Here is a 25,841-nt window from a genome sequence, read left to right as displayed (position 1 = left end):
GTTGTAATATAATATTGATTCATCTTCGGGGCAGGGTGTAATTCCCGACCGGCGGAAATGGAAGTTCAACTTCCTAGCCCGCGAGCGTAACAGCTGATTCCGGTGAGATTCCGGAGCCGACAGTATAGTCTGGATGGGAGAAGGTGAAGGTGCAGCCGTCTTTTTGTGTTGTCTACAAAAAGGGTGCTTATTTAAGTATGGGAATGTGTAAAGGGAATTCACCTTTATTGCAAACCTCTATTTAATGTTGCCTTTTAAAACTCTCCCTAAAGCTCAGTTGCTTTAGGGATTTTGTTTTGGACAACAAAAAGCGGTTAGACCTTTCCTCTTTTGAAGTGAATCGCAAAAGGAGAGAGGAACAAAATGAACAATAAGAAATTACGCAGGATGATTCTCATCGCAATCCTGGGAAGCATTTCAACGGTATTGATGCAATTGAATTTCCCGCTGCCTGCATTGCCAGCATTCCTGAAAGTCGATTTCAGTGAAATTCCAGCTGTATTGGCGATCATGACGATGGGTCCTGTGGCAGGTATCGCAGTTGAATTGCTTAAAAATGTATTGCATTGGTTTTTATCGGGAAGCCCTACAGGTGTACCGGTAGGCGAGCTTGCAAACTTTGTAACTGGCGTCCTTTTCATTATGCCAATCTACTTCATCTTTAAGAAGGTTCAAAATACAAAAGGCCTGACAGCTGGCTTAATTACCGGAACGGTTATTATGGCTGTCGGAATGAGCGCATTGAATTATTTTGTGTTCTTGCCAATGTACACGTACTTTTTGAATATGCCTGCTTATACAGGAGAGGCAATGTTCAATGTTATCGTACTAGGGATTCTTCCTTTCAATTTAATAAAAGGCATTATGCTGATGGTTATTTCGTTGCTGCTGTATAAGAGCATGAGCAAATGGATCGACCAACAAAACCGTCAGTTGACGATGTAATAACTATAGATTTCATGGGTATGTGAACAGATAATTGTTCACATACTCTTTTTTTATACTTCTTGAATCTCCTTATAACTTGCAGATATTACTAATATTATCGATTATAAAGTGTTATACTTGTTGTACAAATTCGAATACTTTTAACAGGTGAAAAGGACAGATACTAAATTATATTACGAGAGTTAGACAACTTAAAGGGAGCAAAACAATGTTTTTCTTATCACGTGAACGACAGGAAGTTTTTGAGGCAGCACATACATATCCGTTTGAGGAAGAGATCGATGGTGAATTTGAAAAATATTTATATGAAAATTTAGTGCACTACATAGATGTCTTTCCACAAAATTTTCAATCTCAAATTATAGAACGAACATTATTTCGAAATGATACGTCAATGCATGAATTTAAAGAATGGTGTAAAGAGATTATTGAACAGTTCATAACTAAGAGCAATGCGATTTATGAAACGCGTGATTCAATAGTAGAACGCTTTCATCCATCTGCACAAACCGTTTTTTCTCAGTCATTTCATGACGGTGAGATTATTAATGCTGAGGAACAAGGAACTGAATTTACGCTTCTATTAGATATGAGAGGCGGCTTTTCAGTTGAGTCAATTGTGCAGTTAGTGTTTCATGGTGCACAAACTGAGGGCGAGCTTGAAGGCTACTATGTATATGACGAGCTAATAAAAATTGAAGATAGATTTGGATTACGAGTTTTGTCTAGCTTTGGAAGTTCTTATAGCGAATGGACGATTTATTTCAAAGAAGTCACAGCAAATTACTTATACCGTCCTGCTGTTTATATTGAACCGGGAGAAATTGTTACGTGGGATGATTACGTTTCTGCGCTCAATCAAGACGACAAATATTATATTATAAAAGACATGCGCTTTATAGAGATTGATTTGGGTAGTCTCTCACAAACGAAGAATGGTATTTTCGCTGGAGAGATTTTCGTAGGAGAAAATTTTAATGAGGCAAGAGAGCGAATTTACTGCGCAACTTACGAAGATCCTTATGCACATTTGAGTGAGCCGATTCCGACTGATGAATTGATAGTTGCTATGTTTGATCCTGACCAAAATATTCGAGTACGTGCCTTCAATACGATTTTTGCACTAGGAGAAGATGTAGCATATATCGTTAATATGGCGCTTCGTAAAGCGAATGTAAGTCCAGATGAAGATATGTATTTTGACATTCTAGCAAGTCATTTTAATCAACTTGGTTGTTTAGAGGATGATGTAAAACTGAAATGGCTTATGAAATAAGAAGAGAGATGTTAAATAAAACAAAGAGGTGTGACTGATGAGCGATCGATTTGAATTAAGTTTTAAAAACAAGGTAGTGAGAATGTGGTTGCTTCTTATGATACCGACTGTCATTGTACAAATATGTCTCACACAGTTTACTGCACTACCGAGAGAAATCCCTGCACTAATTCCTGCCATTCCATTGACGATCTTTTTTATATGGCTTTATCTGCATAAAAGGAAACAAAAGAAAGAGCATTTTGTTGTCTAATTGTTTATTTTCAATAATCGGATTGGTACTGGCACAAATGAAGCATAAAATTAGTAATTTCAAATCGTTTCCAAATACGCAATATGCTTTTTCTATTAACGGAGTTCTTATTGAATAAGTAGGTGCGCCTTTTGGTGTGGTAGCTTTGCTGTTTAGGGTGGAAGGTGAAAGTAATGACAATAGAAATTAGACCAATCCAACAAACAGATCTCATGGATGTAGTCGGATTGATGGGTGAATTAGGTTATCCTACAAATCTCGAAGAATTAACGAAGCGGTTCGGGTTACTTCAAAATCATCTAGATTATGAAGCGTTAGTAGCTGTTCAAAACAATCATGTTATAGGTTTTGCGGGGGTATGTAAGGCACTTGCATTTGAGTTTACAGGTATATATGTGCGTATTATTGCGTTTGTTGTAAGTTCCAAACAACGTCAGCAAGGGATTGGAACAAAGCTATTAAAAGCATGTGAAGAATGGGCAATTCAACAAGGTGCAGTAGCTATAACTTTAAATAGTGGCAATCGAGAAGAGCGTCACGCGGCACATCATTTTTACTCTAGCAATGGCTATGTAGGGAAAAGTACAGGATTTTCAAAAAAGTTAATTTGAGATCAAGTGGTAGGAGGGAGCAATAATGTTCACTGATTTTTATGGTGATTTCAATTCAGTAGTTGTTGCTTTGTTGTGTTGGTGGATAGCTTTGCTTTTTTTTCAAAGGGTTGCGTATCGTTATCCTAAAAATAGTAGTTGGAAGAAAGATGTTGTTTTCACTTTTTTCCAAAGCATATTTGTCATACTTTCTCTTCCTATCTTTGCCTATTTCATTGGCCCTTAATAAATATGTCATTGAATTAAGACTCAATTTTTACTCCATAGCAACTTACTTAAAAAGAAAGAGACAAAGATATACTTTGGGGGAATTCAAATGAAAAAGCCAGTAATAGTAATCCTAACCATGTTAATAGAAATGGGATTGTTGTGGGCTATATCCATATTGATCAAATGGAATCTTATGGAGTTTCTTTTCATAGGGAGTTTATTACTATTTGCTATACCATGGTTGTTTCTATATTTTAATAATCAAAACCAAAACGTATATAACGCAAGTGTAAGAGGAATGACGGGGCAGGATGCAGGAGGAGTTAAATTGTTCCGATTTCGTTTTTCACCAATCATTCTAGGTTTAGTCTTGTTTATGGTTTTAAGTTTTTGTTTGACTGTTTTCTATTACTACGAATACTTTATCGAACTGACATTGTTTATACATGTAGCAAAGGGATAAAATCGGCGAAAAGTGTCCACCTGTAACGAAAGCAACGATTGATAGACTGGGTATACAACAAAAAGAGGCTATCCGGATTACATATCTCCGGCAGCCTCTTTGATTGCTTTACGTCCAGCTTCAGGCGCTATTAGGGTGCCTTAATTTTTGCCAAAAACGCAGAAATACGGCAAATCGAACCCTTCGCAGTTCCATTTGCTCAGGTCATAAGCCAGCCCTGCTGCAAGGCAAATTGCGCCGTTTCGCATGTGCGTCTTATGCATGTCGCATCTGAGCGAGCGCCCTCGGCTTTTGCTTATTTAGTCTTCATATTTTAATGGATCGCCATCGAACGGTGCGTCCGCGACTTTGATCGAATCAGTCGGGCAGCCGTCAAATGCGTCTTCCATATCTTCCAATAGTTCTTCTGGAACTTCTGTAACGCCCGTGTTATCATCAAGAATAACGTAGGCAATCCCCTCATCGTCATAATCGTAGATGTCAGGTGCAGCAGCGCCGCAAGCTCCACATGCAATACATGTGTCCTGGTCAACGATGGTGTATTTTTTGCAAGTCATTGACGTTCTCTCCTCTTTTCTCCGCACTATCTGATTAGTTCCCTTATCATTCTAAAGCTGTTTTCATTTGTTTTCAACAAAAAAACATACTTTTCAGGGGGGCATGTCATGAATTTGTCAATAATTCTACTATTTATCATAAGCAAAATGAATGGACAACGGACTTTGAATGCTGGACTCCATTTGCTTCGTGGAAAGAAATCCGGGCAAACTTTGCAAGATGTTGACTATTTCAACGTCAAACATTTATTTGGCATCTTGCCAAAATTAGACGAAGCAACCTATTTGGAAGTTGCAGATGAATTAAAGGACATGGGATTCATTGTCCAAGTTGAAAAGTTTATTCGTATCACTGAGGCGGGGGAAAAGGCATTAAAAGGGATTCCCGAATTCCACTTCAGCGGATGGGATTATAGAGGACGGGAAATGATCTTTTTCAGCAGACTTTCATTGCTCGTCCAAACCCTATCTTATATGCGTGAAAGGGACACGTCATTCATACCGATTCAAAAAGATCGGGAAATCCAGCTTTTCGTTAAGAGACTCTTAGATAGACAACCGGTTACAGATCCTAGTTTTGCTAAATACATAGGTTATGAATTAAAAAAAGCTCTTAAGATTAGCGGAATGACAAATATACAAAAATATATATTCGCTTGCCGGTTAACTGGAAGATTAGAAACTGCGAAGACGTGGGAGCAATTGTCGATCGACCTAGATGAGCCGACCGATACGCTTCGTCTGCTATTCATCGAAAGCTTACATAGACTTTTACGTGCACTTGAACAATCGGATGATTTTCCGTATCTTAAACAAATTGCCTACGATATCAAAGTGCATACGTATTTGACTGATTCCGCTTTGCAAACGAAACGGTTATTTGAACAAGGGTATTCCATGGAAAGCATCGCGACCATACGAAAATTGAAAATGAGCACGATTGAAGACCATATTATCGAAATAGCAATGGATGATAAGAATTTCCCACTAACACATTTCGTTGCAGAGGAACAAATCCGCGCGGTAGTTTCGAAATCGGCTGAAATGGGGACGAAGCGACTAAAACTTTTGAAAAATGAATTTGAAACACTTTCCTATTTTAAAATCCGTCTCATTTTGGCAGCTAGTAACGAAGGGAGGGTGGATGAATGATGGATTTGAAGGAGATTTTACAAGAGCGATTTGGATATGAAAACTTCCGCCCGGGACAAGAAGAAGTGATTCGTCACGTTTTGACCAAAAAGGACACGATTGCCATTTTGCCTACAGGGATGGGTAAATCTCTTTGTTATCAGTTGCCAGGGACTCTTATGGAAGGCGCTGTCCTCATCATCTCTCCGCTCGTCTCATTAATGGAAGACCAGACGATGCGGATGCGGCAAAGTGGCGAAAAACGTGTAATCGCATTGAATTCTTTCCTTCATTACCCTGAACGGCAAAGAATCGTCGCCCAGCTTCATCACTATAAATTTATCTTTATTTCTCCTGAGATGCTTTCCCAAGAATCATTTGGACGACAATTAAACCGATTACAAATTTCGTTAGTTGTTGTCGACGAAGCACACTGTATTTCCCAATGGGGTTTCGATTTTCGTCCGGATTATTTACGCATTGGAGACTTCTTGAACGAAATGGGCCGTCCTCCAATATTAGCTTTGACTGCTACGGCAGATGAAAAGGTGTTGAACGATATTCAGCAATATCTTCGAATGGAGAAGCCCTATGTAGTACGTCATTCATTGGACCGTCCGAACATTTCCTATTCAATTCACGAAGTGTATTCAATTGCTGAAAAAACTGCTTGGATCAAAGATAGGGTAATGCAAACGGCAGGACCTGGAATCATTTACGCGTCCTCGAGAAAACGTGCAGATGAATTGGCTTTCGAACTCCAGTTGGAAGGTGTAGCTGTACAATCCTATCATGCTGGGAAGGACCAAGATGACCGAGCCATCATTCAAGATCAGTTTCTCAATGGCACTCTTGAATGGATATGTGCAACGAATGCATTTGGAATGGGGGTCCATAAAGACGATATCCGACAAGTGATCCATGACCACCTTCCCCCCACAGTTGCCGCATATATGCAAGAAATCGGTAGAGCGGGAAGGGATGGCCGTCCGGCTGCAGCAACGTTGCTATATATGCCGACTGACGAGCATACGACAAGTTTCATCATTCAATCAGACATGCCTAGTGAAAACGAAATCCGTCATTACTACAAGTTGATGGATGAAGGACACACTTCTGAGAAAGCAGCCGAGTTAGCTAGTTTGACAGAGACGGGAAAACGGGTAATTGATTATTATACGGAGCGATATTCACTGGATGAAATACTGTTACGATTTGAGGGGCTTTCAAATGAAAAGAACGTACAACTTCAGCAAATGACCCATATAGTCAAATGTGGAGAATGCATCCGGCAAGCTGTTCTATTGTATTTTGGGGAAATATGTCGGAGTAAACCTGACGAATGCTGTTCGAATTGCGGGCTCAGTCCAGTTGGTTGGCTTACGGAAAAAGTAATTAGGAAGAGTAGTAAGGAGAGAGTTAGCTGGGATGAAAGAATTACGATTCTACTTGGATAACAGGTCTGATTCCCGTTTACTTTTACGACAATATTCGTCATAATATAAAGAAGAGCACCACTGAATAGGAGAATATGTCGATGAAAAATAATGATTACAAAGTTGAATTCGAAGAGCATCGAAGAGAGATTGAGCTTGATCGCGATGAAGAGGCGATTTTGCCATCGCGAGCAGAACGGCATGGAAAACGCCGCAAGCAGAAGACTGCTTCCAGTCATACGACAATCAATGTAATCCTAGGCATTTTTACATTCATTCCGATTTTAATTTTTGTCTATGTCATTTATAACTTTTACTTTGGATCAGATAGCGGATCCGCAAAGGTCGATAACCCGGAATATTCTGTAGAGTATGGTATGAATACATCTTCTGGGAATAGTGAGAAACCCAGCTCGATTGTAGCGGATTCTGAAGAAGAAAAAGAGGATGAGCGCCAGTCCGAAGGGGATACTGACAAAGCAACTGCGGAAGAGTCGACAGCTGATTCCAATAAAAAGCCTGTAACTGTTACTCCGCCTACCGTTGAGAAAAAAGAAACACCGAAAGTTACGGAGAACCCAAAAGCGGAAGAAAAACCAAAATCCGAAAACAAGACAGAGACAAATACGAGTAGAACGCATATTGTAGCAGCGAATGAAACACTTTATCGAATTTCCGTGAACTATTACGGTTCCGATGCAGGTATCGATAAGATTAAAAAAGCGAATGGACTTTCATCCAATGATATAATGGCAGGGCAAAAGCTAATTATCCCGTGAATGACTCCAAAGAAATGAAAGAAAAGGCAAAGTCGGTTCTTTGCCTTTTTCTTATGGCAGGTGCGAAATGAAAATTGTGTTAACGAGTTTAGCGAGTGTTTTTGGGATATTCGTAAGTATACTTGCATATATGTTCTTTTATGCAAACCGTAAAAATGTCATCCACCACTCTTTTTCTGTTCGAAAAAAAAGCGGGGAAGGCAAGGAGTTGTCCGTTTTTTTTATTTCGGATATTCACAGACGACGGATCGATAGACAACTGTTGAAAAAAATTCAATTACATGGAGTAGTTGATATTGTAATAATAGGCGGAGATCTTGCGGAAGGTGGGGTTCCGCTTTCGACGATTGACCGTAATGTAGAAAGACTTTCAGAGATTGCTCCGTTATATTTCATTTGGGGAAACAATGATCGTGAAGTCGGTGAAAATGTAATTCGAGATATTATTAAAAAGCACGGCGGTACGATACTGGATAATTCAAATGCAAAAATTGAGAGTCACCCGCTATGGGGGATTTGTGGGACAGATGATCCTTCGAGCGGCAATGTCGACGTTGAGGCGGCTCTGCAAGACGCTGAAAATTATTCTTACTTAATTGTCGCGACCCACACGCCATCCCTATTCCGGAAAGTGGAGAGAATTTGTACACCTGAATTGATGGTTGCAGGTCATATGCACGGGGGGCAAATTAGACTCGGCAATATTGCTATGCATCCATTAGGTCAGTTTACAGAAGCCGATGGAAAGGCGAAACTAATAAGTAATGGATATGGCACATCTATAGTCCCGCTACGTTTGGGGGCGGCTCCGGAAAGCCATGTCATTACGATAAAATATTAAATGACGAAGCAAGCCGCGTTTGATTGTAAGGAGAATGATGAAATTGATTTACAAAGATGCAATTGTGATTGGCGGCGGGCCATGTGGGCTATCCGCTGCGATTGAATTGAAAAATATAGGTTTGGATGTATTAATAATTGAAAAAGGAAATATCGTCAATTCGATTTACCGTTATCCGACACACCAGACATTTTTCAGCTCAAGCATCAAGTTGTCTATCGGGGATATTCCATTCATTACAGCGAAGGAAAAGCCGAAAAGGAACGATGCACTAGTCTATTATCGAAAAGTGGCGGAGCTGAAGGAGCTTCCGATTAATAGTTTTGAAAAAGTTGAAACGGTAGAGAAAATGGATGGACATTTCACTGTGAAAACGGATCTGGCTAGCTACAAAGCGAAGTTTGTTATCGTCGCGACAGGATACTATGATAACCCGAACACGTTAGATGTTCCTGGAGCTTCGTTGCCGAATGTGTTCCATTACTTCAAGGAGGCTCATCCTTACTTCGGTAGGAAAGTCGTTGTCATCGGAGGCAAGAACTCTGCGGTAGATGCTGCCATCGAATTGGCAAAAGCCGGTGCGTACGTGACTGTTATTTATAGGGGTGCCGAATATTCCCCTAGTGTTAAACCATGGATTCTTCCTGGCTTTGACAGTTTGGTTCGAAGCGGGGAGATCGATATGCATTTCAATTCGCAAGTCGTAAATATTACTACTAACTCTGTAACATTTGAAAATGATGGAGTTTGCACAACAATTGACAACGACTATGTATTCGCGATGGTCGGTTATCACCCTGACCATAGTTTTCTGAAAGGGATGGGCATCGCGATAGACGACGAGACTGGCAGGCCATTCTTTGATGAAGAGACGATGGAATCGAATGTGGAAGGGCTGTATATTGCGGGTGTCATTGCTGCAGGCAATAACTCCAATGAGATTTTCATAGAGAACGGGCGCTGGCATGGTAATTTGATTGCCAAACATATTCAACTGACTTCCAATTCTCAAAAATAACGGTTGCGATCACATCGCACGGAAGGGGGCGTGAGGGTTTGATCATATTGCTGACTGTAGCGATTGCGCCGGGCTTGGCGTTATTCAGCTATTTTTACTTGCGAAAACAGATTGCAAAAGAACCTTCACGCACATTATTTCATACGTTCATTTATGGAGCGATGATGACCTTTCCGATTATGTTCATACAGCACGTCTTTGAAGAGGAAAACATCATTCCGAATGATTTCTTTCGTAATGCAATCTTTACTAGTTGGATTGAAGAATTTTTCAAATGGCTTATCTTATTAATTGCGATTTTCAAGCATGTTGAATTCGAAGATGCATACGATGGCATCCTGTATGGTGCAAGCGTGTCTCTCGGATTTGCAACAGTCGAAAATATACTATACTTATTCATCTTCGGCTTAGACACGGCGTTTATAAGGGCTCTTCTACCCGTATCAAGCCATGCGCTTTTCGGAGTTGTTATGGGGTATTACTTAGGAAGGGCAAAGTTTACTACGATCTCCAATCGAAAAGGCATGCTGTTCTTCGCCTTTTTTGCGCCATTCATTCTCCATTTCATATACAATGGCATATTAGGTGTGAGTGACTTATCACTCTATTTAATAATTCCATTTATGTTCTATTTATGGTGGTTCGGATTGACTCGTGTTAAACGCGCTCATACATTTGCGATGCAACAATTCAGGAACAAGGCCCAAATAGAGATGAAATGAATTGCATTTGAAAAGAATAATAGAAGAATTTTTTTTTATGAAGATCCGGCGAATCAGCTGGATTTTTTTTTATGCCCTCAAGATAATAAAAAGATTTTGTTTGGACAAACTGAGAGAAAGGAGGGCATGAAATTGAAGAAATTAGTAATGCGATTAGTGGCTATAGTGTTATTGCTTGGAACAGCATATGCAACTTCCCCGGTTACTATCGATGCATTCAGTGCGCGCGATCTTGCTAGAGGGGCAACAGGGGATGATGTTATCGAACTACAGGCGAGACTTCAATACATCGGATTTTATAACGGGAAAATCGACGGTAAATTCGGTTATGGGACCTATTGGGCTTTACGTAATTTCCAAGAGAAATACGGTTTGCCGATAGATGGTATTGCAGGCTCGACAACAAAAAAGAAACTGACTGCAGCATCCTCATACGATGAAAAATTTGTTATGGATAACTTGAAACAAGGAAATCAGTTCACCCACTATGGAGGGACAGCGCTTTCCGCACAGGTGAAGAAAGGGGGAGGTGCAAACGAAAACGTCCATCTACCTTCCAAATATACTGAGCAAGACTTAAAGCTATTGGCAAATGCCGTTTATGGGGAAGCGAGGGGAGAACCTTATGAAGGGCAAGTAGCCGTTGCGGCCGTCATCTTGAATCGGGTGGAGCATCCCGATTTTCCAGACACGGTCAGTGGCGTCATCTTTCAACCTTTAGCTTTCACTGCGGTAGCTGATGGTCAGATTTGGCTGGAGCCGAATGAACGGGCGAAGGAAGCGGTTCTAGATGCATTGAATGGCTGGGATCCTTCTGAAAACGCCATTTATTATTTTAACCCAGTCACTGCGACGAGTAAGTGGATTTGGTCGAGGCCACAAATTAAAAAGATCGGCATGCATATCTTCTGCTATTGATGTTATGTGAAAGGTGGATTGAAAATGGCTCTGTAAGGAAGGGCTGTTATATTAACTATGAAAAAAATAATATTTGTGCTTGCCTATGCGTTAGTCGTCGTTTCCGTCTTCGCTTTTACGGAAGCGAAAGAAAATCAAAAGTTAGCCATCGTATTGTCCAACCAATATGCAAACCAAATGGCGGAAGCTTCGGAAAAGCTGGATGAACTTAATTCCGCAGTGAAACAAACGCTTCTATTCAATAATTCAGAGGGATCGAAAAAGGCGAGGGAGAATATTTGGAGACTCTCTTCCGATATTAAGAGCTCTGTTGCATCGCTCCCATTAGATTCGAGTTTTTCGACATCTTGGATGAACTATCTTGGGAGGGTCGGTAATTATGCAAAAGAAGCGGATCGACTATCGGACCCAGATGAATATTACAATGTAATGTCACAAGCCTCAAAAAATTTAGGAGTAATGCAAGATGAATGGAGAGTAGCGACAACAGGGCTTATTGACGGTCAATATTCGATGAAAGAATGGACGAATCGGTTGAGTTCGGAAAAAAATGATTCCAATTGGTCAGGTATGGGTGCTTCCGTTAAACAATATTCAGAAGCGGACTTCCCACTCACAGCTAGTGAGTCGGATGCTATGAAAAAGAAGGAATTAAAAAATATTGATGAAGCGAAAGTAACGCAAGCAGAAGCGGTAGAGCGGTTCAAGACTTTGTTTCCCCAAGTATCTAACGATGTGATTGGTGTGGAAAAGAGTAAGCCAGGATCTCCGTATCCGTTCTATCATATACGATTCTCCGATGGTGAATCCATCGGCTATATCGACATTACCGAAAAAGGCGGTCATGTTCTTTCTTATCTTTCCGAAAGGCCATTTGGCAAGAAGGCTCTTCCATTTGAAGACATTAAACAAAGCGCGTCGGAATTTCTAAAGGCTGCTGGTTATAAAGACCTCGTCTATGAAGAATCGAGAGAGAACAGCACATCATGGCATTTTGTATTTGTAAGGAAAGATCCGTTTTACGATGCAAAAGTGTTTTCAGACGTTATCCATTTGAAACTTGCAAAGGATACAGGAGATATTATCGGCTTGAACGCTGCAGAATACATCCGGAAAGAGAAATTGCATAGACAGTCCATCAAGAAAATTGACTGGAATGAATTCTTCCATAAAGATGTACAAATCGTACAAGATGAGTTCGCTTATGTGGAAAATGAAAGACTAGAACAAAGACTGGCTCATTATTTAAAAGTCACTCGTGATGAACATGGCCATACTGGAACATACAATGTTATCGTTGATACCGAAACTTTCGAAGTGATCAAAACGGAAAAGCTTGAATGATACGAACGTAGTTCAAATGGTCTGAAATTCAATATTGGAATTTATGCCTACTCATGACATAATAGATATATCTATTTAAAGGTAGGTGTAATCCAATGCGGCTTTCAATTGGTGCGACTTTAACAATCGATAAGGATTTCACCGAACGCGGTGACAAGTTTAAAAGTAAAGTGGTCGATTTTGGAGATGGCTTTGTCATGATCGATTACCCGGCCCATATCGATTCGGGCAAAACCGCATTCTTCATGGATGGGACTCAGTTACTAGTCTCCTTCATTGAGAATAAAATGTCTTATGCTTTTCGTGCTGAAGTGACAGGTAGGGTGAATAATGGAATTCCGATGTTGAAATTGACGTATCCGGGTGATGACCAATTAATCAAAATACAAAGACGTGAATTTGTCAGAGTGGAAACTGCCATTGATGTCGCTGTCGATTTTGGAGGCTTCTTTCAACAATTCGTAGCGGAAGATATAAGCGCTGGCGGTGTTGCACTGAATATCGGTCAAGCGGATTCTTTTGACGAGGTTGAAACTGTTGAGTTGACAATTGTATTGCCATTTGTCAATGATGATATTAAGTATATTCGAACTGAAGCGAAAGCGGTGCGAATTTGGGAAAAGGATGAAAGGCGGATTGCCTCTATGCAATTTTCCGGAATCGATACGACAGATAGGCAGAACATCATCCGATTTTGCTTTGAAAGGCAATTGCAGGCAAGAAATGCAAAGTAAAGGATTACTTAGGGGAAAGACCTGTTTGTTCAGGACTTTTCCCTTTTCTATTAAAAAGCTGAATATGGTACAATGTTTTCGAATTGAATTCGGGGGTAGATGATATGTTAAAAGGTTTTATCATTGCAATTGACGGACCTGCAGCTGCAGGTAAAAGTACGATTGCAAAAAAGATTGCACAAAAATTACATTACACCTATATCGATACAGGGGCGATGTATCGCGCTTTGACGCATAAAGCAATTCAGTCTGGCATAAATATGGATAGTGATCACGATTTGGCGAAGTTACTCGAGGAAACTGAAATTCTTTTAATTCCCGATAATAATGGCGGCCAAGCTGTATTGATCGACGGAGTAGATTGTTCTGACGAAATTAGATCACAGAAAGTGACTGCTTCCGTATCCAAAGTAGCTGCACATTCAACAGTCCGGAAATTAATGGTGGATAAGCAGAGGGACCTTGCGAAAGGTACAAGTGTCGTCATGGACGGTCGTGATATTGGCACAGCAGTTTTACCCGACGCTGATTTGAAAATTTTCATGACTGCTTCAGTCGATGAAAGGGCGGAAAGGCGTTTTCAAGAAAATGAAAAGCGTGGAATCCATTCATCGCTCAGCCGTCTGAAAGAAGAGATCGAACAGCGCGACCGTGCTGACAGTGAACGGAAAGTGTCTCCTTTGAAGAAAGCGGAGGATGCAGTCCTACTCGATACGACGTCGTTGTCCATCGAAGAAGTCGCCGACAAAGTGATAGAGCTCGCGGAAATGAGGATGGAACGATGAATCTATATCCATTTGGAAAATCTCTCGTTAGTACGATATTCTATCCCCTTTACAGGATCAAAGTAATAGGCAAAGAGAATTTCCCTACAAAAGGTGGGATACTTCTCTGCACGAACCATATAGATAATTTTGATCCACCTGTTGTCGGTATTACTTGTCCGAGAACTGTTCATTTCATGGCGAAGGAAGAACTTTTCAAAGTTCCTATCTTGAAAACTATTCTTCCTCAAGTAAACGCATTTCCCGTAAAACGGGGGATGAGTGACAGGGAAGCATTCAGAACCGCTTTGAAATTATTGCGTGGCGGCGAAGTTGTCGGCATGTTTCCTGAAGGGACAAGAAGCAAGACTGGAGAGCTTGGAAAGGGGCTTGCTGGTGCGGGCTTCTTTGCGTTAAAAGGCGATGCAGACGTAATGCCTTGTGCAATCATAGGGCCGTATAAGCCATTCCGTAAGTTAAAGGTAGTCTACGGCAAGCCGATAGAGATGGCTCCTTACCGCGAAAGGAAGGCATCTGCGGAGGAAGTGACGGAAGTGATCATGAACGAAATCCGCAACCTTTTGGAGCAACATAAATAAATTGATAAGGGTAATTTTTTGTTTTTATGCATCGATTCGAATAATATAGAGATAGGATTCATTATGGAGGAGGACTACATATGACTGAAGAAATGAATTTAGATGAATTGAACGGATATAAAGAAGGTGACCGCGTCACTGGAAAAGTCACAAAAATCGAAGACAAATCCGTTTTAGTCGAAATTACTGGAGCGCCTTTTGATGGTGTCATCCCCATCAGTGAACTATCGAGTCTGCACATTGAAAAGGCTTCTGACGCAGTACAAGTCGGTGATGAACTTGAATTGATCATCACGAAAGTGGAAGATGAAAATTATGTCCTTTCCAAACGGAAAGTCGATGCGGAAAATGCATGGGATTCCTTGGAGGAAAAATTCAATAATCAAGAAACTATTGAAACAGAAGTGAAGGATGTCGTAAAAGGTGGACTTGTTGTCGACCTCGGCGTTCGCGGTTTTATCCCGGCATCACTTGTAGAAGATCATTTTGTTGAATCATTTGAAGATTATAAAGGCCGCACGATGGAATTTAAAATCGTAGAAATGGACAAGGAAAAAAATCGTCTTATCCTTTCTCATCGTGCTGTCCTACAAGAGGAAAAGGCGAACAAGAAAGAAGAAGTGCTTGAACAACTGAAAGAAGGTCAAGTGCTTGAAGGAACAGTTCAGCGTATCGCTTCTTTCGGAGCTTTCGTAGATATCGGCGGAGTCGATGGCTTGGTTCATATTTCACAACTTTCCCATGAGCATGTCGAAAAGGTGTCCGATGTCTTGAAAGAAGGCGAAAAAGTGAAAGTGAAAGTCCTTTCGGTCGATCGCGATTCAGAACGGATTTCATTATCAATTAAAGAAACATTGCCTGGACCGTGGGAAAACATCGAAGAGAGAGCGCCAAGAGGCTCAATACTTGAAGGTACTGTGAAACGTCTCGTTTCCTACGGCGCATTTGTCGAAGTATTTCCTGGAGTGGAAGGCCTTGTCCATATTTCTCGAATTTCCCATCAGCATATCGGTACGCCGCATGAAGTGTTGGAGGAAGGTCAAAAAGTTGATGTGAAAGTTGTCGATGTGAATGCGGAAGAGAAGCGCCTTTCCCTTAGCATCAAAGATCTTCTCGAGAAGGAAGAAACCGAGTCATACGGTGATTATGAAATGAAAGAAGAAACAGGTTTCTCCTTGAGCGATGTCATCGGAGATCAGTTGAAAAAGTTCACTGAGTAATATTTGTCAAATTATCGAACAAACGAATGAAACACAACTGTATGGGTGATGGTGCTTACATAGGCATCATCCCTTTTTTGTGCGTCTAGACTCCGTGCGTCAGAGTCTCGAGTCGCTTGGGCCCGCACGATGCGGGTCATGCAGTCGTTGTCGCAGGAAGCGACGGTCTTAGACTGCCTTCCTGCCGCCAAAAAGGCAAAGTGCGCCTTTCCGGCATGTCCTCCAGCTCTTGTCGGGACTAGGCTGGCGCCCTGCGCTTTTGTTCTGTATAATACACAAGAGATATACTGGAAGGGTGTTTTAATTATGAATAAACCAACCGTAGCGATCGTTGGAAGGCCGAACGTAGGAAAGTCTACCATCTTCAACCGTATCGTTGGAGAACGAATTTCGATTGTAGAGGACGTGGCCGGCGTAACGAGGGACCGGATATATAGTTCGGCAGATTGGCTCTCGCATGATTTTAATTTGATTGATACTGGCGGTATTGATATTGGGGATGAGCCATTCCTGGAACAGATTAGGCTCCAGGCGGAAATTGCGATTGACGAAGCGGATGTCATCATCTTTTTGACGAATGGACGAGAAGGTGTGACGGATGCAGATGAGCATGTTGCTAAAATTCTGTACAAAACGAAGAAGCCGATCGTGTTAGCGGTGAATAAAATCGATAATCCGGATATGCGTGATATGATCTATGATTTTTATTCACTCGGTTTTGGCGACCCGTATCCAATTTCAGGCTCTCATGGAATCGGCCTTGGTGATTTGCTCGATGCTGTTGCTGCAAGTTTCCCGGAACCGGGTGAAGAAATCGAAGAGGATGATGTCATCCGCTTTTCACTGATCGGTCGGCCGAACGTAGGTAAATCATCGCTCGTTAACGCACTTCTTGGAGAAGACAGGGTTATCGTAAGCGACGTTGCCGGAACGACTACGGATGCTATTGATACTTCTTATGAGTTCGAAGGTCAGAAATACAAGATCATCGACACAGCAGGCATGCGGAAAAAAGGCAAAGTGTATGAGAATACGGAGAAATACAGCGTGTTGCGTGCGTTGAAAGCAATCGACCGGTCTGATGTCGTCTTGATCGTCATTAACGGAGAGGAAGGGATCCGCGAACAAGATAAGCGTATTGCTGGCTATGCAGAAGAGGCTGGGAAAGGCATCATGTTTGTAGTGAATAAATGGGATGCTATCGAGAAAGACGATAAAACGATGAATCGTTTTACGGAAGATATCCGTAAAAACTTCCTCTTCCTTGATTACGCGCCAATTGCCTACGTATCAGCAAAAACGAAGCAGCGTGTCACAACATTGTTCGATCAAATTAAAATGATTAGTGAAAACCATGCAATGCGCATCCAATCGAGTGTTTTGAATGAAGTAATCGAAGATGCAGTCGCACGCAATCCAGCCCCTTCGGATAAAGGTCGCAGGCTGCGTATTTATTATGCGACGCAAGTGGCGATTAAACCACCGGTCTTCATTGTGTTTGTCAATGAACCGGAATTGATGCATTTTTCTTATGAACGTTTTCTACAAAATCGTCTAAGAGAATCATTCGGGTTTGAAGGGACACCAATCCGACTTATAACACGAGCTAGAAGTTAAATGAGGTGAAGATATTGGAAAGAGTGTCAGTAATCGGGGCAGGAAGCTGGGGGACCGCAATTGCGTTTGTCCTTGCAGAAAATGGACATGATTGCCTGCTATGGACGAGAAGGGCTGAACAAGCCGCTGAAATCAATGACCAGCATACGAATGCTTCGTATTTGCCAGGCATAACATTGCCAGCTAATTTGAAAGCAATCTCGGACTTGGAAGCGGCAGTCAATCATTCCGATATGATCGTCATTGCAGTTCCGACGAAAGCGATTCGGGATCTTTGTACAGATATTGATAAGATTGTCAGTAATCCAAAGTTGATTGTCCATGTTTCTAAAGGAATTGAGCCGGATTCATTAAAACGAATCTCCGAAGTGATTGAAGAGGAAATCTCCTCGGACAATCGACAGGCAATCGTCGCACTTTCAGGACCAAGCCATGCCGAAGAGGTTGTCCTTCGCCATCCGACGACAATTACGGCTGCCTCCTTCGATAGTGAAGCAGCAAAGCGCGTACAAGACCTATTCATGAATCAATATTTCCGGGTTTATACGAATGATGATCTGATTGGTGTTGAAATAGGGGCTGCATTGAAGAATGTCATCGCCCTTGCTGCAGGAATCTCAGATGGCATCGGCTATGGGGATAATGCCAAAGCAGCGCTTATTACGCGTGGGTTGGCAGAGATCACAAGACTCGGCATGAAGATGGGAGCGAATCCGCTAACGTTTTCGGGTTTGACAGGTCTTGGGGACTTGATCGTAACTTGCACAAGCGTCCATTCGCGGAATTGGAAGGCCGGCAATCTATTAGGTCAAGGAAAGTCATTGGATGAAGTGATTTCAGGTATGGGAATGGTCATTGAAGGGGTCCGTACCACAAAAGCTGCCCATCAACTTTCCGAGCGATACGGTGTGTCGATGCCGTTGACCGAAGCACTGTATTCAATCCTTTTTGATAATGTACCGCCGAAGGAAGCTGTCGATCAGCTTATGAGCCGGATGAAAAAACAGGAAATAGAGGATATATTTTTTAAATAACGTGTTCAGAGACATGAAAGGATGATTCGTTTGTCCTCATTAGATAAAATGTGGCTGTCGTTTTACGCAATGGGTTTCATGGCAATTTCCATGGGACTCATTTATTTGAGCAGACATAAGCTATCAAATAGATTAGTAAAATTCCTATTTGCCCTTATCGCTTATTCTTTATTGATATTCTCATTTTTTGCAATGGTATACCTTGTGTTTAGCGGGCCGACTGGGGGAGCAAGATGAAAATGATCCGAAAAAAAATCACTTTGTTTTTCTTGGTATCAGCCATTTCCCTTGTGCTTTCGGGATGTTTGTATCCGGAAGATGAAAAAGCAGCACAAGAAAATCCATATGAAGAACAAATTGATGCTGTTCAAAAAGCAGTCAATTCATTTAAGGAAAACACCGGTGGACTTCTTCCAATCAAGACGAGGGAAAATGAAACTGATATGTACATAAAGTACCCGATCGAATTTTCCAAGATCGTACCGGCATACACTGAAAAAATCCCCTCCAACGCCTATGAAACAGGAGGTATTTATCAATATGTTCTTATGGATGTCGAGGAAAACCCGACTGTTAAACTTGTCGACTTGAGAATAGCCGAACGCATACGTGATTTGAATCTAAGAAGACATATTAATGGGAAGCTCCCTTTCAAAGATCCTGTAGGGGAAAACGTGTATGAAATTGATTTTGAAGCGATGGGATTCAAGGAGCCTTTGAAAGTTGAAAGCCCCTATTCAGACGCTTTGCTTCCGATTGTCGTAGGTGGGGACGGACATTTTTATGTTGACTATTCCATCGACTTGAACAGGATTTTGCAAGAGCAAAAACCGGATGTAAAAGAAGGAGAGGACATCCGTTATCTTTTAGCGGATTCGAATCCGATTTTGCCAGCTTATTCCTTGCCATACACAGTAAATGAAAAAAACGAACCGATTTTTATGAAGAAGAAATAATAAACATCATAGGGAAATCAAAACGTTTCATGCATTTTTAGCATGAAACGTTTTTCGTTTACATAAACTAATATGCGCGAAAAAAGGAGGGCTAAGTATGAAAGAGGAGTTATATGAAAATCTGGCTAGGAGAACGGACGGGGATATTTATATAGGTGTGGTCGGCCCTGTTCGTGTGGGAAAATCGACTTTCGTTAAAAGAGTGATGGAGGAGGTCGTCATACCGAATATGACGGATGCAGGTGATAGGGCAAGAGCACAGGATGAATTGCCACAAAGCTCACCAGGTCCGATCATCATGACGTCTGAGCCGAAATTCGTTCCAGCACAAGGCACCCAAGTTTCGATCGGGGAGGGGGAGCTATCATTCCAAGTAAGGCTTGCGGACTGCGTCGGTTATGTGATTGATGGAGTGAAAGGATATGAGGATGAGGATGGTCCAAAATATGTCCATACTCCTTGGCATAATGAACCGATTCCTTTTGAGGAAGCCGCACGCATCGGAACGGACAAAGTGATTCGAGACCATTCCACAATCGGCATCTTAGTAACGACGGATGGGACAGTGAACAATATTCCAAGAGCGGCTGCGGAGGTGGCTGAAGAGGAAATCGTCGGAAAGCTGAAGGAAATCGGCAAACCGTTTGTCATTGTCTTAAACTCCAAAATGCCTGCTCATGAAAAGACAGCTGCCCTGAAGGAACAGCTGCATGAAAAACATGGAGTACCCGTCATAGCAATCAGTGCCGACCAACTGAATGCACAAGAGATTCAATTAATTCTAAAGGAAGCACTTTATGAATTCCCAATTACGGACATCGAAGTGCAAAAGCCTGATTGGATGGACGTGCTGGGGTCCGACCACGAATTGAATTCAGCGATTGACAATGTCATTAATGAAGGGTTTCTCGTTGCATCGAAAATCCGGAAAGTACAAGAGCTTGCCGAGCGGTTGAAAGATGAAAAATACGTCAGACATGCAGAAGTCGTCGATGTAGACGCAGGGAAAGGGAAAGCGACTGTCAATATTGAAATGGATGAACAGGCATTCCGTGAAGTTTGCGAAAACATCATGCAACAAGAATTGAAAACGAAAAAAGATTGGCTCCTGTTTGTCAAAGATGCTGTCAAAGCGAAAAAATCATATGATATGTATTCGGAAGCGATCGAAACCGCCAAGAAGAGCGGTTATGGAGTCGCATTGCCGACAATCGATGATTTCCAACCATCGCCGCCGGAACTCATCAAGCAAGAGAATTTCTATGGCGTCCGCATGAAGGCGTCGGCACCATCCCTTCATATTATCCGCATTGACATGGACGCAGAATTCTCGCCGTTAATCGGCTCTGAATTCCATAGTCACCACTTGTTGAAGGAATTGAAGAACGCTTATCTGCATGATAGAGATGCCCTTTGGCAAACGCAGCTCTTCGGCACGCCATTGCACGAAGTGATGAAAGAGAGTATCCGATTCAAAACGTCTTCAGTTCCGCCAAACGCAAGGAAAAGACTTAGAGAAACGATTGAGCAAATGGTTAATGACGGCAATAAGGGCATGATTACATTTATCGTGTAAGATAGATTTTTTAGGAGTATGCCATCGACCTGTTTTAAGAGGCGTAAAGCTTGAAATGTCAAGTAAAATACAACGTTTTCTTAGAAAAAGATCCGTTTTTGACGGGTCTTTTATTTTTTTGCTAAAATTAACCGAAAAACCCTTATAAACGTTGATAATATTGTTGCACCGCGGTTTTGAGTGTGTTACTCTTTGTACAGTAAAGAAAAGCGGAGGGCGCCTGCCTAGAGGCGACAGGCATAAGGCGGAGATGCGTCGTGGCGCTTTTTGCCACAGAGCAGCTTTGACTTATGACCCCGAGCCTTTGGCGCCCGTAGCTGGACCTTAAAAAGCGGACGACATCCTTTGAGAGGAGGTGAATGGTGTGAACAAAACAGAATTGATCAACTCAGTTGCCGAAGCGGCAGGTTTGACGAAAAAAGACGCTACTAAAGCGGTTGAAGCTGTATTCGATACAATCCAATCGACACTTGCTAATGGTGATAAAGTACAATTGATCGGATTCGGTAACTTCGAAGTACGTGAGCGTGCTGCTCGTAAAGGGCGTAACCCACAATCTGGTGAAGAAATCGAAATCGCAGCAAGCAAAGTTCCTGCGTTCAAAGCAGGTAAAGCGCTTAAAGATGCTGTTAAGTAATCTTTAAGTTTACATAGGAGCCCCTCCGCAATGTCTCATGACATAAATGTGGACGGGCTCCTTTTATGTTAGCACTCAATATCTGCGAGTGTTGCCATAATTCTTGCTCGCAACGCTGCGCTTGTGCTCGCAAACGCCGTTCTTCGTAACGGCGTTTACTGTACGTATTCGTACGAGTATGCTACTATCTTTGAAGGTATAGGATTAGATTGCGATAAGGAGGAAGTCTGTATGACTGAAGTGGATCTCGGTAAAATAGAAAAAGCCGTTTCGATGATCCTAGAAGCAATAGGGGAAGACACCGAACGGGAAGGGTTGCTCGACACCCCGAAACGGGTCGCGAAAATGTATGCAGAAGTTTTTGATGGACTACATAAAGATCCCAAGCAATATTTTGAAACGGTATTCCATGAAAACCATGACGAAGTGGTTCTAGTGAAAGATATTCCGTTCCATTCGATGTGCGAGCATCACCTTGTTCCATTCTTCGGACATGCACATATCGCATACATACCACGTAACGGAGTCGTTGCGGGACTTAGCAAATTAGCTAGAGCTGTTGAAACAACTGCGAAACGTCCACAACTACAGGAAAGAATCACATCCAGCGTTGCGAACGCCATGATGGACATGCTGAATCCAATAGGAGTCTATGTCATTATTGAAGCGGAACATATGTGCATGACGATGAGAGGCATTAAAAAGCCGGGAGCTAAAACAGTAACAACAGTCGCTCGTGGAATTTATGAGCATGACGATGTGAAAAGAGCAGAAATTCTGTCTCTTCTGAAGTGATCTGATGCCTTTGCGGATCAATTCATTTCTATGATATGATGGGATGTATATGGATGACAGGAGATGAAAACATGTCACAACCTGATTTTATCATGATCAAAGCACAAGAAGACGGAGTGAACGTCATTGGGCTGACTAGAGGCAATGATACGAAATTCCATCACACCGAAAAATTGGATCGTGGGGAAGTGATGATTGCCCAATTCACTGAGCATACATCCGCCATGAAAATTCGCGGAAAAGCCGAAATCCACTCGGCGCATGGTATTGTCTACAGCGAAGGGAAAGAATAGTCATACTGGACCACTATTCACTTGGTCTTTGAATGGAGAACCGTAGATGGACAGACAAACTATCAATCGATATATTCAAAATTATATAAGCGAAGTCGAATGTTCCATACAAGAGCCTGTTGTGAATCGGGATCTTGGGAAGATGCCACTTGACGAAGCGAAGGCGTTCTTCCTCCTTTTACCGTTTTTAAATGATGAGGAATGGACCTCCGAGCTGAATATATCTGCGATTGCAGTGGGCGCTGTACACGCGGCCTTCGACATGCATGACAGAGTGGACATCTTGGACGCCACTTCAAGAAAACAGCAGCTAATGGTCCTTTCAGGGGATCATTTTAGCGGCATTCACTATCGTTTATTATCATCGCTTCCAGATTTCAATTTCATTACATCATTGTCAGAAATGATCGGATACATTAACGAGACAAAAACGAATCTGTTAATGGAGGAAACTGATGGAATTGAAATGCTGATCGACTCGAGGATTTGCATAGAATCTGGATGTATCGTTGAATTCCATAGAACATATGGTTTTTCAAGATATTCAAAAATTACAGAAACAGCTTTGGGGCTCATTTGGTTTTTCAGGAAGTTGAAAAAAGATCCTGCGATTGATCAAGCTTCTACAGGAAAAAGGATTAAAAAGGCTGATATGGAATATGCTATTTCTGAATTATCAACGAGGTTGCATAAACAGCTTGCGGAAGCTGAGTTTCTGAACCCGTTTTTAAGACAGGAAATCCATAGGTTTGCAGCTCCGCTTTTAGGCAAGCCTATTTAGAGAAAGAAGGGAAGACTCATGGGGACATCAAAGGAAGAGAAAGTCCATCACGTCTTTGAGAAAATTGCTGTTGATTACGATAAGATGAATTCTGTCATTAGCTTCAATCAACATAAAAAATGGCGAAATGATATTATGATTCGAATGAATGTGCAAAAAGGATCGAGTGCTTTGGATGTTTGCTGTGGCACAGCGGACTGGACAATTGCATTAGCCGATGCAGTCGGGCCGGAAGGGAAAGTTGTCGGACTTGATTTCAGTGAAAGCATGCTTGCATCCGGTAGACCTAAAGTCGCCGCTTATCCTATGATCGACCTTATCCAAGGGAATGCGATGGAATTGCCTTTTCCTGATAACAGTTTTGATTATGTTACGATAGGATTCGGGCTGCGCAACGTTCCTGACTATGGACAAGTTCTTAAGGAAATGAACCGCGTATTGAAACCAGGTGGAATGGCAGCTTGCTTGGAAACATCACAAACTGAAATTCCGGTATACCGTCAATTATTCCGTTTTTATTTTAAATATATCATGCCTTTCTTCGGGAAGCTCTTTGCGAAAAGTTATAAAGAGTATTCTTGGCTTCAAGAGTCGGCAGATGATTTCCCAGGAACGAAGCAGCTTGCACAAATGTTCGTAGATGCAGGTTTTCGGGAAGTATCTTATAAGAAGTATAGCGGTGGAGCTGCAGCAGGGCACATCGCGTTCAAATAATTGCAAGTAGGGGAAGGTAATCGTCTTGGAGAAATTGAAGTTAATGTCGCTTTACGCAGATTTCCGAAAAGATCTGTCATTCATTGAAAAGGAACTTGAAAGATCCGTCGACTCCTCTTCCCCGGTCATTCGACAAGCTTCCCTCCTGCTATTAAGGGCAGGTGGAAAAAGGATCCGCCCTATATTTGTCATACTTTCATCCAAGTTCGGTGAATATTCAATGGAGAATGTGGCGAAAGTAGCTGTATCCTTGGAATTGATCCATATGGCATCGTTAGTACATGACGACGTCATCGATAATTCGGATTTTCGTAGAGGTTTTGAAACGGTAAAGGCAAGATGGAATAACCGGATTGCTATGTATACAGGCGACTATATCTTTTCGCGTGCGCTCGTTTCCATCGGAGAAATTGAAATATCTGCAGTACACCAACTACTTGCTAAAACGATGTTGGAGATTTGTAAAGGTGAAATTATTCAATTTGAATACCAACAAAAAACAGATCAAACATTCCGTGACTATTTGCGGCGTATTAAAAGGAAAACAGCATTATTGCTCTCTTCTAGCTGTGAATTAGGTGCCCTCGTCTCTAACGCTAGTCCTGATGTCGTGGGCAAGTTAAAAAGGTTCGGCTACTTTGCAGGGATGGCATTCCAAATCGTTGACGATATTTTGGATATTACGTCGACAGATGAAAAGCTCGGTAAACCTGCAGGCAGCGACTTGTTGAATGGGCATTTGACTTTGCCGACATTATACATAAAAGATGAACCAGAATTCCAACCCTTTTTGAAACGTTCTTTCGCAGGAACGTTAACGGAAGATGAGCGCGTTAAGATGCTCGCCTACATTCGCAAATCCGGCGCTATCGAAAAATCACAGCAAGTGAGTGATATGTATTTGAGGAAAGCGATTGCGGAAGTGGAATCTTTGCCGGATAATGATGCGAAGAAAGCACTTTTGCAAATTGCTGACTTCCTTGGAAAAAGAAAGTTCTGAGCATAAGGATACTAGTTGAAAGATTGTGATCCGAGTGGTACGATCAGTAAGGAGAAAATTCCATACATATGTGAAGGAGTGTTTATAAATGGAAAGAACATTTTTAATGGTTAAACCTGATGGCGTTCAACGTAACTTGATCGGTGAAATCGTAAGCCGTTTTGAAAGCAAAGGATACACATTGGTCGGTGGTAAATTGATGCAAATTAGCCAAGAACTTGCTGAACAACATTACGGCGAACATAAGGAGCGTCCTTTCTTTGGGGAGCTTGTAGACTTCATTACTTCTGGACCAGTTTTCGCAATGGTTTGGGAAGGTGAAAACGTTATTTCAACAGCACGTTTGATGATGGGTGCGACGAATCCTAAGGAATCTGCTCCTGGAACAATCCGTGGCGATTTCGCTGTAACTGTCGGCAAAAACATCATCCACGGTTCAGATTCACCAGAATCTGCAGTCCGTGAAATCAATCTTTTCTTCAAAGAAGAAGAGCTTGTCAGCTATGACAAATCAATCGTAAGCTGGATCAACTAATAAATTCTCACAAACAGCCTCGCAGTCAAATGCGGGGCTGTTTTTTTAGTAAATCAAAATATCAGCAATGTGGTTTCGC

Annotated in this window: 31 protein-coding genes and 1 riboswitch; of the genes, 30 read left to right on the top strand and 1 reads right to left on the bottom strand. The window is 41.8% G+C overall.

Annotated features, from left to right (window positions below):
• Positions 1-17: 17 nt before the first annotated feature.
• Positions 18-149, top strand: a riboswitch (FMN riboswitch).
• 214 nt (positions 150-363) lie between these two features.
• From ACR65H_RS06635 to ACR65H_RS06610, 6 genes are all read left to right on the top strand, one after another.
• On the top strand, positions 364-945 hold the full coding sequence (locus ACR65H_RS06635; RefSeq protein WP_440499373.1) for an ECF transporter S component: 582 nt from the start codon (positions 364-366) through the stop codon (positions 943-945).
• A 211-nt stretch (positions 946-1,156) separates the two neighbouring features.
• Entirely contained in the window at positions 1,157-2,224 is a 1,068-nt protein-coding gene (locus tag ACR65H_RS06630; RefSeq protein ID WP_440499372.1) for a DUF4085 family protein, read from the top strand.
• A gap of 37 nt (positions 2,225-2,261) precedes the next feature.
• On the top strand, positions 2,262-2,477 hold the full coding sequence (locus ACR65H_RS06625; RefSeq protein WP_440499371.1) for a hypothetical protein: 216 nt from the start codon (positions 2,262-2,264) through the stop codon (positions 2,475-2,477).
• Positions 2,478-2,650: 173 nt separating this feature from the next.
• Positions 2,651-3,088 (top strand): GNAT family N-acetyltransferase, encoded by a 438-nt coding sequence (locus tag ACR65H_RS06620; protein ID WP_440499370.1) that lies wholly within the window; start codon positions 2,651-2,653, stop codon positions 3,086-3,088.
• Positions 3,089-3,113: 25 nt separating this feature from the next.
• On the top strand, positions 3,114-3,314 hold the full coding sequence (locus ACR65H_RS06615; protein ID WP_440499369.1) for a hypothetical protein: 201 nt from the start codon (positions 3,114-3,116) through the stop codon (positions 3,312-3,314).
• A gap of 90 nt (positions 3,315-3,404) precedes the next feature.
• Positions 3,405-3,761 carry a hypothetical protein gene (locus ACR65H_RS06610; protein WP_440499368.1) on the top strand — a complete coding sequence of 119 codons (357 nt, stop codon included), beginning with the start codon at positions 3,405-3,407 and terminating at the stop codon, positions 3,759-3,761.
• Positions 3,762-4,060: 299 nt separating this feature from the next.
• Here ACR65H_RS06610 and ACR65H_RS06605 read toward each other — a convergent pair whose 3' ends face one another.
• On the bottom strand, positions 4,061-4,318 hold the full coding sequence (locus tag ACR65H_RS06605) for a ferredoxin (RefSeq protein WP_060207861.1): 258 nt from the start codon (positions 4,316-4,318) through the stop codon (positions 4,061-4,063).
• 108 nt (positions 4,319-4,426) lie between these two features.
• Between ACR65H_RS06605 and ACR65H_RS06600 the strand changes: the two genes are divergently transcribed.
• From ACR65H_RS06600 to ndk, 24 genes are all read left to right on the top strand, one after another.
• On the top strand, positions 4,427-5,470 hold the full coding sequence (locus ACR65H_RS06600; protein ID WP_440499367.1) for a YpbB family protein: 1,044 nt from the start codon (positions 4,427-4,429) through the stop codon (positions 5,468-5,470).
• A complete protein-coding gene (locus tag ACR65H_RS06595) occupies positions 5,467-6,906 on the top strand; it encodes a RecQ family ATP-dependent DNA helicase (protein ID WP_440499366.1) in 1,440 nt (479 codons plus the stop codon). The genes ACR65H_RS06600 and ACR65H_RS06595 overlap by 4 nt, the downstream gene beginning before the upstream one ends.
• Before the next feature lie 80 nt (positions 6,907-6,986).
• A complete protein-coding gene (locus ACR65H_RS06590; RefSeq protein ID WP_440499365.1) occupies positions 6,987-7,664 on the top strand; it encodes a LysM peptidoglycan-binding domain-containing protein in 678 nt (225 codons plus the stop codon).
• A 67-nt stretch (positions 7,665-7,731) separates the two neighbouring features.
• Positions 7,732-8,505, top strand: coding sequence for a metallophosphoesterase (locus ACR65H_RS06585; RefSeq protein ID WP_440499364.1), 774 nt, complete (start codon positions 7,732-7,734; stop codon positions 8,503-8,505).
• A 34-nt stretch (positions 8,506-8,539) separates the two neighbouring features.
• Complete coding sequence (locus ACR65H_RS06580; protein WP_440499363.1) at positions 8,540-9,523, top strand: YpdA family putative bacillithiol disulfide reductase; 984 nt, start codon at positions 8,540-8,542, stop codon at positions 9,521-9,523.
• A 38-nt stretch (positions 9,524-9,561) separates the two neighbouring features.
• Positions 9,562-10,245, top strand: a complete 684-nt coding sequence (prsW, locus tag ACR65H_RS06575; protein WP_440499362.1) for a glutamic-type intramembrane protease PrsW — start codon at positions 9,562-9,564, stop codon at positions 10,243-10,245.
• A gap of 147 nt (positions 10,246-10,392) precedes the next feature.
• Positions 10,393-11,163 carry a spore cortex-lytic enzyme gene (gene sleB, locus ACR65H_RS06570; protein WP_440499651.1) on the top strand — a complete coding sequence of 257 codons (771 nt, stop codon included), beginning with the start codon at positions 10,393-10,395 and terminating at the stop codon, positions 11,161-11,163.
• 57 nt (positions 11,164-11,220) lie between these two features.
• Positions 11,221-12,507, top strand: a complete 1,287-nt coding sequence (locus ACR65H_RS06565) for a PepSY1/2 domain-containing protein (protein WP_440499361.1) — start codon at positions 11,221-11,223, stop codon at positions 12,505-12,507.
• A gap of 95 nt (positions 12,508-12,602) precedes the next feature.
• Positions 12,603-13,241, top strand: coding sequence for a flagellar brake protein (locus ACR65H_RS06560; protein ID WP_440499360.1), 639 nt, complete (start codon positions 12,603-12,605; stop codon positions 13,239-13,241).
• 104 nt (positions 13,242-13,345) lie between these two features.
• Positions 13,346-14,026, top strand: a complete 681-nt coding sequence (gene cmk / locus ACR65H_RS06555) for a (d)CMP kinase (protein WP_440499359.1) — start codon at positions 13,346-13,348, stop codon at positions 14,024-14,026.
• Positions 14,023-14,604, top strand: a complete 582-nt coding sequence (locus ACR65H_RS06550) for a lysophospholipid acyltransferase family protein (protein ID WP_440499358.1) — start codon at positions 14,023-14,025, stop codon at positions 14,602-14,604. The genes cmk and ACR65H_RS06550 overlap by 4 nt, the downstream gene beginning before the upstream one ends.
• Before the next feature lie 80 nt (positions 14,605-14,684).
• Positions 14,685-15,824, top strand: a complete 1,140-nt coding sequence (gene rpsA, locus ACR65H_RS06545; protein ID WP_440499357.1) for a 30S ribosomal protein S1 — start codon at positions 14,685-14,687, stop codon at positions 15,822-15,824.
• Positions 15,825-16,130: 306 nt separating this feature from the next.
• Positions 16,131-17,441: a ribosome biogenesis GTPase Der gene (gene der / locus ACR65H_RS06540; protein WP_440499356.1), complete on the top strand. Its 1,311-nt coding sequence runs from the start codon at positions 16,131-16,133 to the stop codon at positions 17,439-17,441.
• 14 nt (positions 17,442-17,455) lie between these two features.
• Positions 17,456-18,475 (top strand): NAD(P)H-dependent glycerol-3-phosphate dehydrogenase, encoded by a 1,020-nt coding sequence (locus tag ACR65H_RS06535; protein ID WP_440499355.1) that lies wholly within the window; start codon positions 17,456-17,458, stop codon positions 18,473-18,475.
• A gap of 30 nt (positions 18,476-18,505) precedes the next feature.
• Entirely contained in the window at positions 18,506-18,712 is a 207-nt protein-coding gene (locus tag ACR65H_RS06530; protein ID WP_440499354.1) for a DUF2768 domain-containing protein, read from the top strand.
• A complete protein-coding gene (locus tag ACR65H_RS06525; protein ID WP_440499353.1) occupies positions 18,709-19,431 on the top strand; it encodes a YphF family lipoprotein in 723 nt (240 codons plus the stop codon). Before ACR65H_RS06530 ends, ACR65H_RS06525 begins: the two co-directional genes overlap by 4 nt.
• A 97-nt stretch (positions 19,432-19,528) precedes the next feature.
• Positions 19,529-21,007, top strand: a complete 1,479-nt coding sequence (gene spoIVA / locus ACR65H_RS06520) for a stage IV sporulation protein A (RefSeq protein WP_440499352.1) — start codon at positions 19,529-19,531, stop codon at positions 21,005-21,007.
• A gap of 364 nt (positions 21,008-21,371) precedes the next feature.
• Positions 21,372-21,644: an HU family DNA-binding protein gene (locus ACR65H_RS06515; protein WP_037561579.1), complete on the top strand. Its 273-nt coding sequence runs from the start codon at positions 21,372-21,374 to the stop codon at positions 21,642-21,644.
• Between the two features lie 231 nt (positions 21,645-21,875).
• Positions 21,876-22,439 (top strand): GTP cyclohydrolase I FolE, encoded by a 564-nt coding sequence (gene folE, locus ACR65H_RS06510; protein ID WP_440499351.1) that lies wholly within the window; start codon positions 21,876-21,878, stop codon positions 22,437-22,439.
• Positions 22,440-22,510: 71 nt separating this feature from the next.
• Positions 22,511-22,732: a trp RNA-binding attenuation protein MtrB gene (gene mtrB / locus ACR65H_RS06505; protein WP_440499350.1), complete on the top strand. Its 222-nt coding sequence runs from the start codon at positions 22,511-22,513 to the stop codon at positions 22,730-22,732.
• A gap of 46 nt (positions 22,733-22,778) precedes the next feature.
• Complete coding sequence (locus ACR65H_RS06500; RefSeq protein WP_440499349.1) at positions 22,779-23,513, top strand: heptaprenyl diphosphate synthase component 1; 735 nt, start codon at positions 22,779-22,781, stop codon at positions 23,511-23,513.
• Between the two features lie 18 nt (positions 23,514-23,531).
• Positions 23,532-24,227 (top strand): demethylmenaquinone methyltransferase, encoded by a 696-nt coding sequence (locus tag ACR65H_RS06495; protein WP_440499348.1) that lies wholly within the window; start codon positions 23,532-23,534, stop codon positions 24,225-24,227.
• Between the two features lie 25 nt (positions 24,228-24,252).
• A complete protein-coding gene (locus ACR65H_RS06490) occupies positions 24,253-25,227 on the top strand; it encodes a polyprenyl synthetase family protein (protein ID WP_440499347.1) in 975 nt (324 codons plus the stop codon).
• 88 nt (positions 25,228-25,315) lie between these two features.
• Positions 25,316-25,762 carry a nucleoside-diphosphate kinase gene (gene ndk, locus ACR65H_RS06485; RefSeq protein WP_440499346.1) on the top strand — a complete coding sequence of 149 codons (447 nt, stop codon included), beginning with the start codon at positions 25,316-25,318 and terminating at the stop codon, positions 25,760-25,762.
• The last annotated feature ends 79 nt before the right edge of the window (positions 25,763-25,841 follow it).

The sequence above is a fragment of the Sporosarcina sp. SAFN-015 genome, assembly GCF_059415085.1.
This window is presented reverse-complemented; position numbering and strand designations above follow the sequence as displayed.

Coding starts and splice junctions, on each gene's coding strand:
- ndk (WP_440499346.1), top strand. CDS start 25,316: ATGGAAAGAACATTTTTAATGGTTAAACCTGATGGCGTTCAACGTAAC.
- rpsA (WP_440499357.1), top strand. CDS start 14,685: ATGACTGAAGAAATGAATTTAGATGAATTGAACGGATATAAAGAAGGT.
- der (WP_440499356.1), top strand. CDS start 16,131: ATGAATAAACCAACCGTAGCGATCGTTGGAAGGCCGAACGTAGGAAAG.
- ACR65H_RS06615 (WP_440499369.1), top strand. CDS start 3,114: ATGTTCACTGATTTTTATGGTGATTTCAATTCAGTAGTTGTTGCTTTG.
- ACR65H_RS06610 (WP_440499368.1), top strand. CDS start 3,405: ATGAAAAAGCCAGTAATAGTAATCCTAACCATGTTAATAGAAATGGGA.
- ACR65H_RS06560 (WP_440499360.1), top strand. CDS start 12,603: ATGCGGCTTTCAATTGGTGCGACTTTAACAATCGATAAGGATTTCACC.
- ACR65H_RS06600 (WP_440499367.1), top strand. CDS start 4,427: ATGAATTTGTCAATAATTCTACTATTTATCATAAGCAAAATGAATGGA.
- ACR65H_RS06500 (WP_440499349.1), top strand. CDS start 22,779: ATGGACAGACAAACTATCAATCGATATATTCAAAATTATATAAGCGAA.
- ACR65H_RS06525 (WP_440499353.1), top strand. CDS start 18,709: ATGAAAATGATCCGAAAAAAAATCACTTTGTTTTTCTTGGTATCAGCC.
- ACR65H_RS06625 (WP_440499371.1), top strand. CDS start 2,262: ATGAGCGATCGATTTGAATTAAGTTTTAAAAACAAGGTAGTGAGAATG.
- ACR65H_RS06620 (WP_440499370.1), top strand. CDS start 2,651: ATGACAATAGAAATTAGACCAATCCAACAAACAGATCTCATGGATGTA.
- ACR65H_RS06590 (WP_440499365.1), top strand. CDS start 6,987: ATGAAAAATAATGATTACAAAGTTGAATTCGAAGAGCATCGAAGAGAG.
- folE (WP_440499351.1), top strand. CDS start 21,876: ATGACTGAAGTGGATCTCGGTAAAATAGAAAAAGCCGTTTCGATGATC.
- ACR65H_RS06565 (WP_440499361.1), top strand. CDS start 11,221: ATGAAAAAAATAATATTTGTGCTTGCCTATGCGTTAGTCGTCGTTTCC.
- sleB (WP_440499651.1), top strand. CDS start 10,393: ATGCGATTAGTGGCTATAGTGTTATTGCTTGGAACAGCATATGCAACT.
- ACR65H_RS06605 (WP_060207861.1), bottom strand. CDS start 4,318: ATGACTTGCAAAAAATACACCATCGTTGACCAGGACACATGTATTGCA.
- ACR65H_RS06495 (WP_440499348.1), top strand. CDS start 23,532: ATGGGGACATCAAAGGAAGAGAAAGTCCATCACGTCTTTGAGAAAATT.
- ACR65H_RS06630 (WP_440499372.1), top strand. CDS start 1,157: ATGTTTTTCTTATCACGTGAACGACAGGAAGTTTTTGAGGCAGCACAT.
- spoIVA (WP_440499352.1), top strand. CDS start 19,529: ATGAAAGAGGAGTTATATGAAAATCTGGCTAGGAGAACGGACGGGGAT.
- ACR65H_RS06595 (WP_440499366.1), top strand. CDS start 5,467: ATGATGGATTTGAAGGAGATTTTACAAGAGCGATTTGGATATGAAAAC.
- ACR65H_RS06550 (WP_440499358.1), top strand. CDS start 14,023: ATGAATCTATATCCATTTGGAAAATCTCTCGTTAGTACGATATTCTAT.
- mtrB (WP_440499350.1), top strand. CDS start 22,511: ATGTCACAACCTGATTTTATCATGATCAAAGCACAAGAAGACGGAGTG.
- ACR65H_RS06580 (WP_440499363.1), top strand. CDS start 8,540: ATGATGAAATTGATTTACAAAGATGCAATTGTGATTGGCGGCGGGCCA.
- cmk (WP_440499359.1), top strand. CDS start 13,346: ATGTTAAAAGGTTTTATCATTGCAATTGACGGACCTGCAGCTGCAGGT.
- ACR65H_RS06635 (WP_440499373.1), top strand. CDS start 364: ATGAACAATAAGAAATTACGCAGGATGATTCTCATCGCAATCCTGGGA.
- ACR65H_RS06585 (WP_440499364.1), top strand. CDS start 7,732: ATGAAAATTGTGTTAACGAGTTTAGCGAGTGTTTTTGGGATATTCGTA.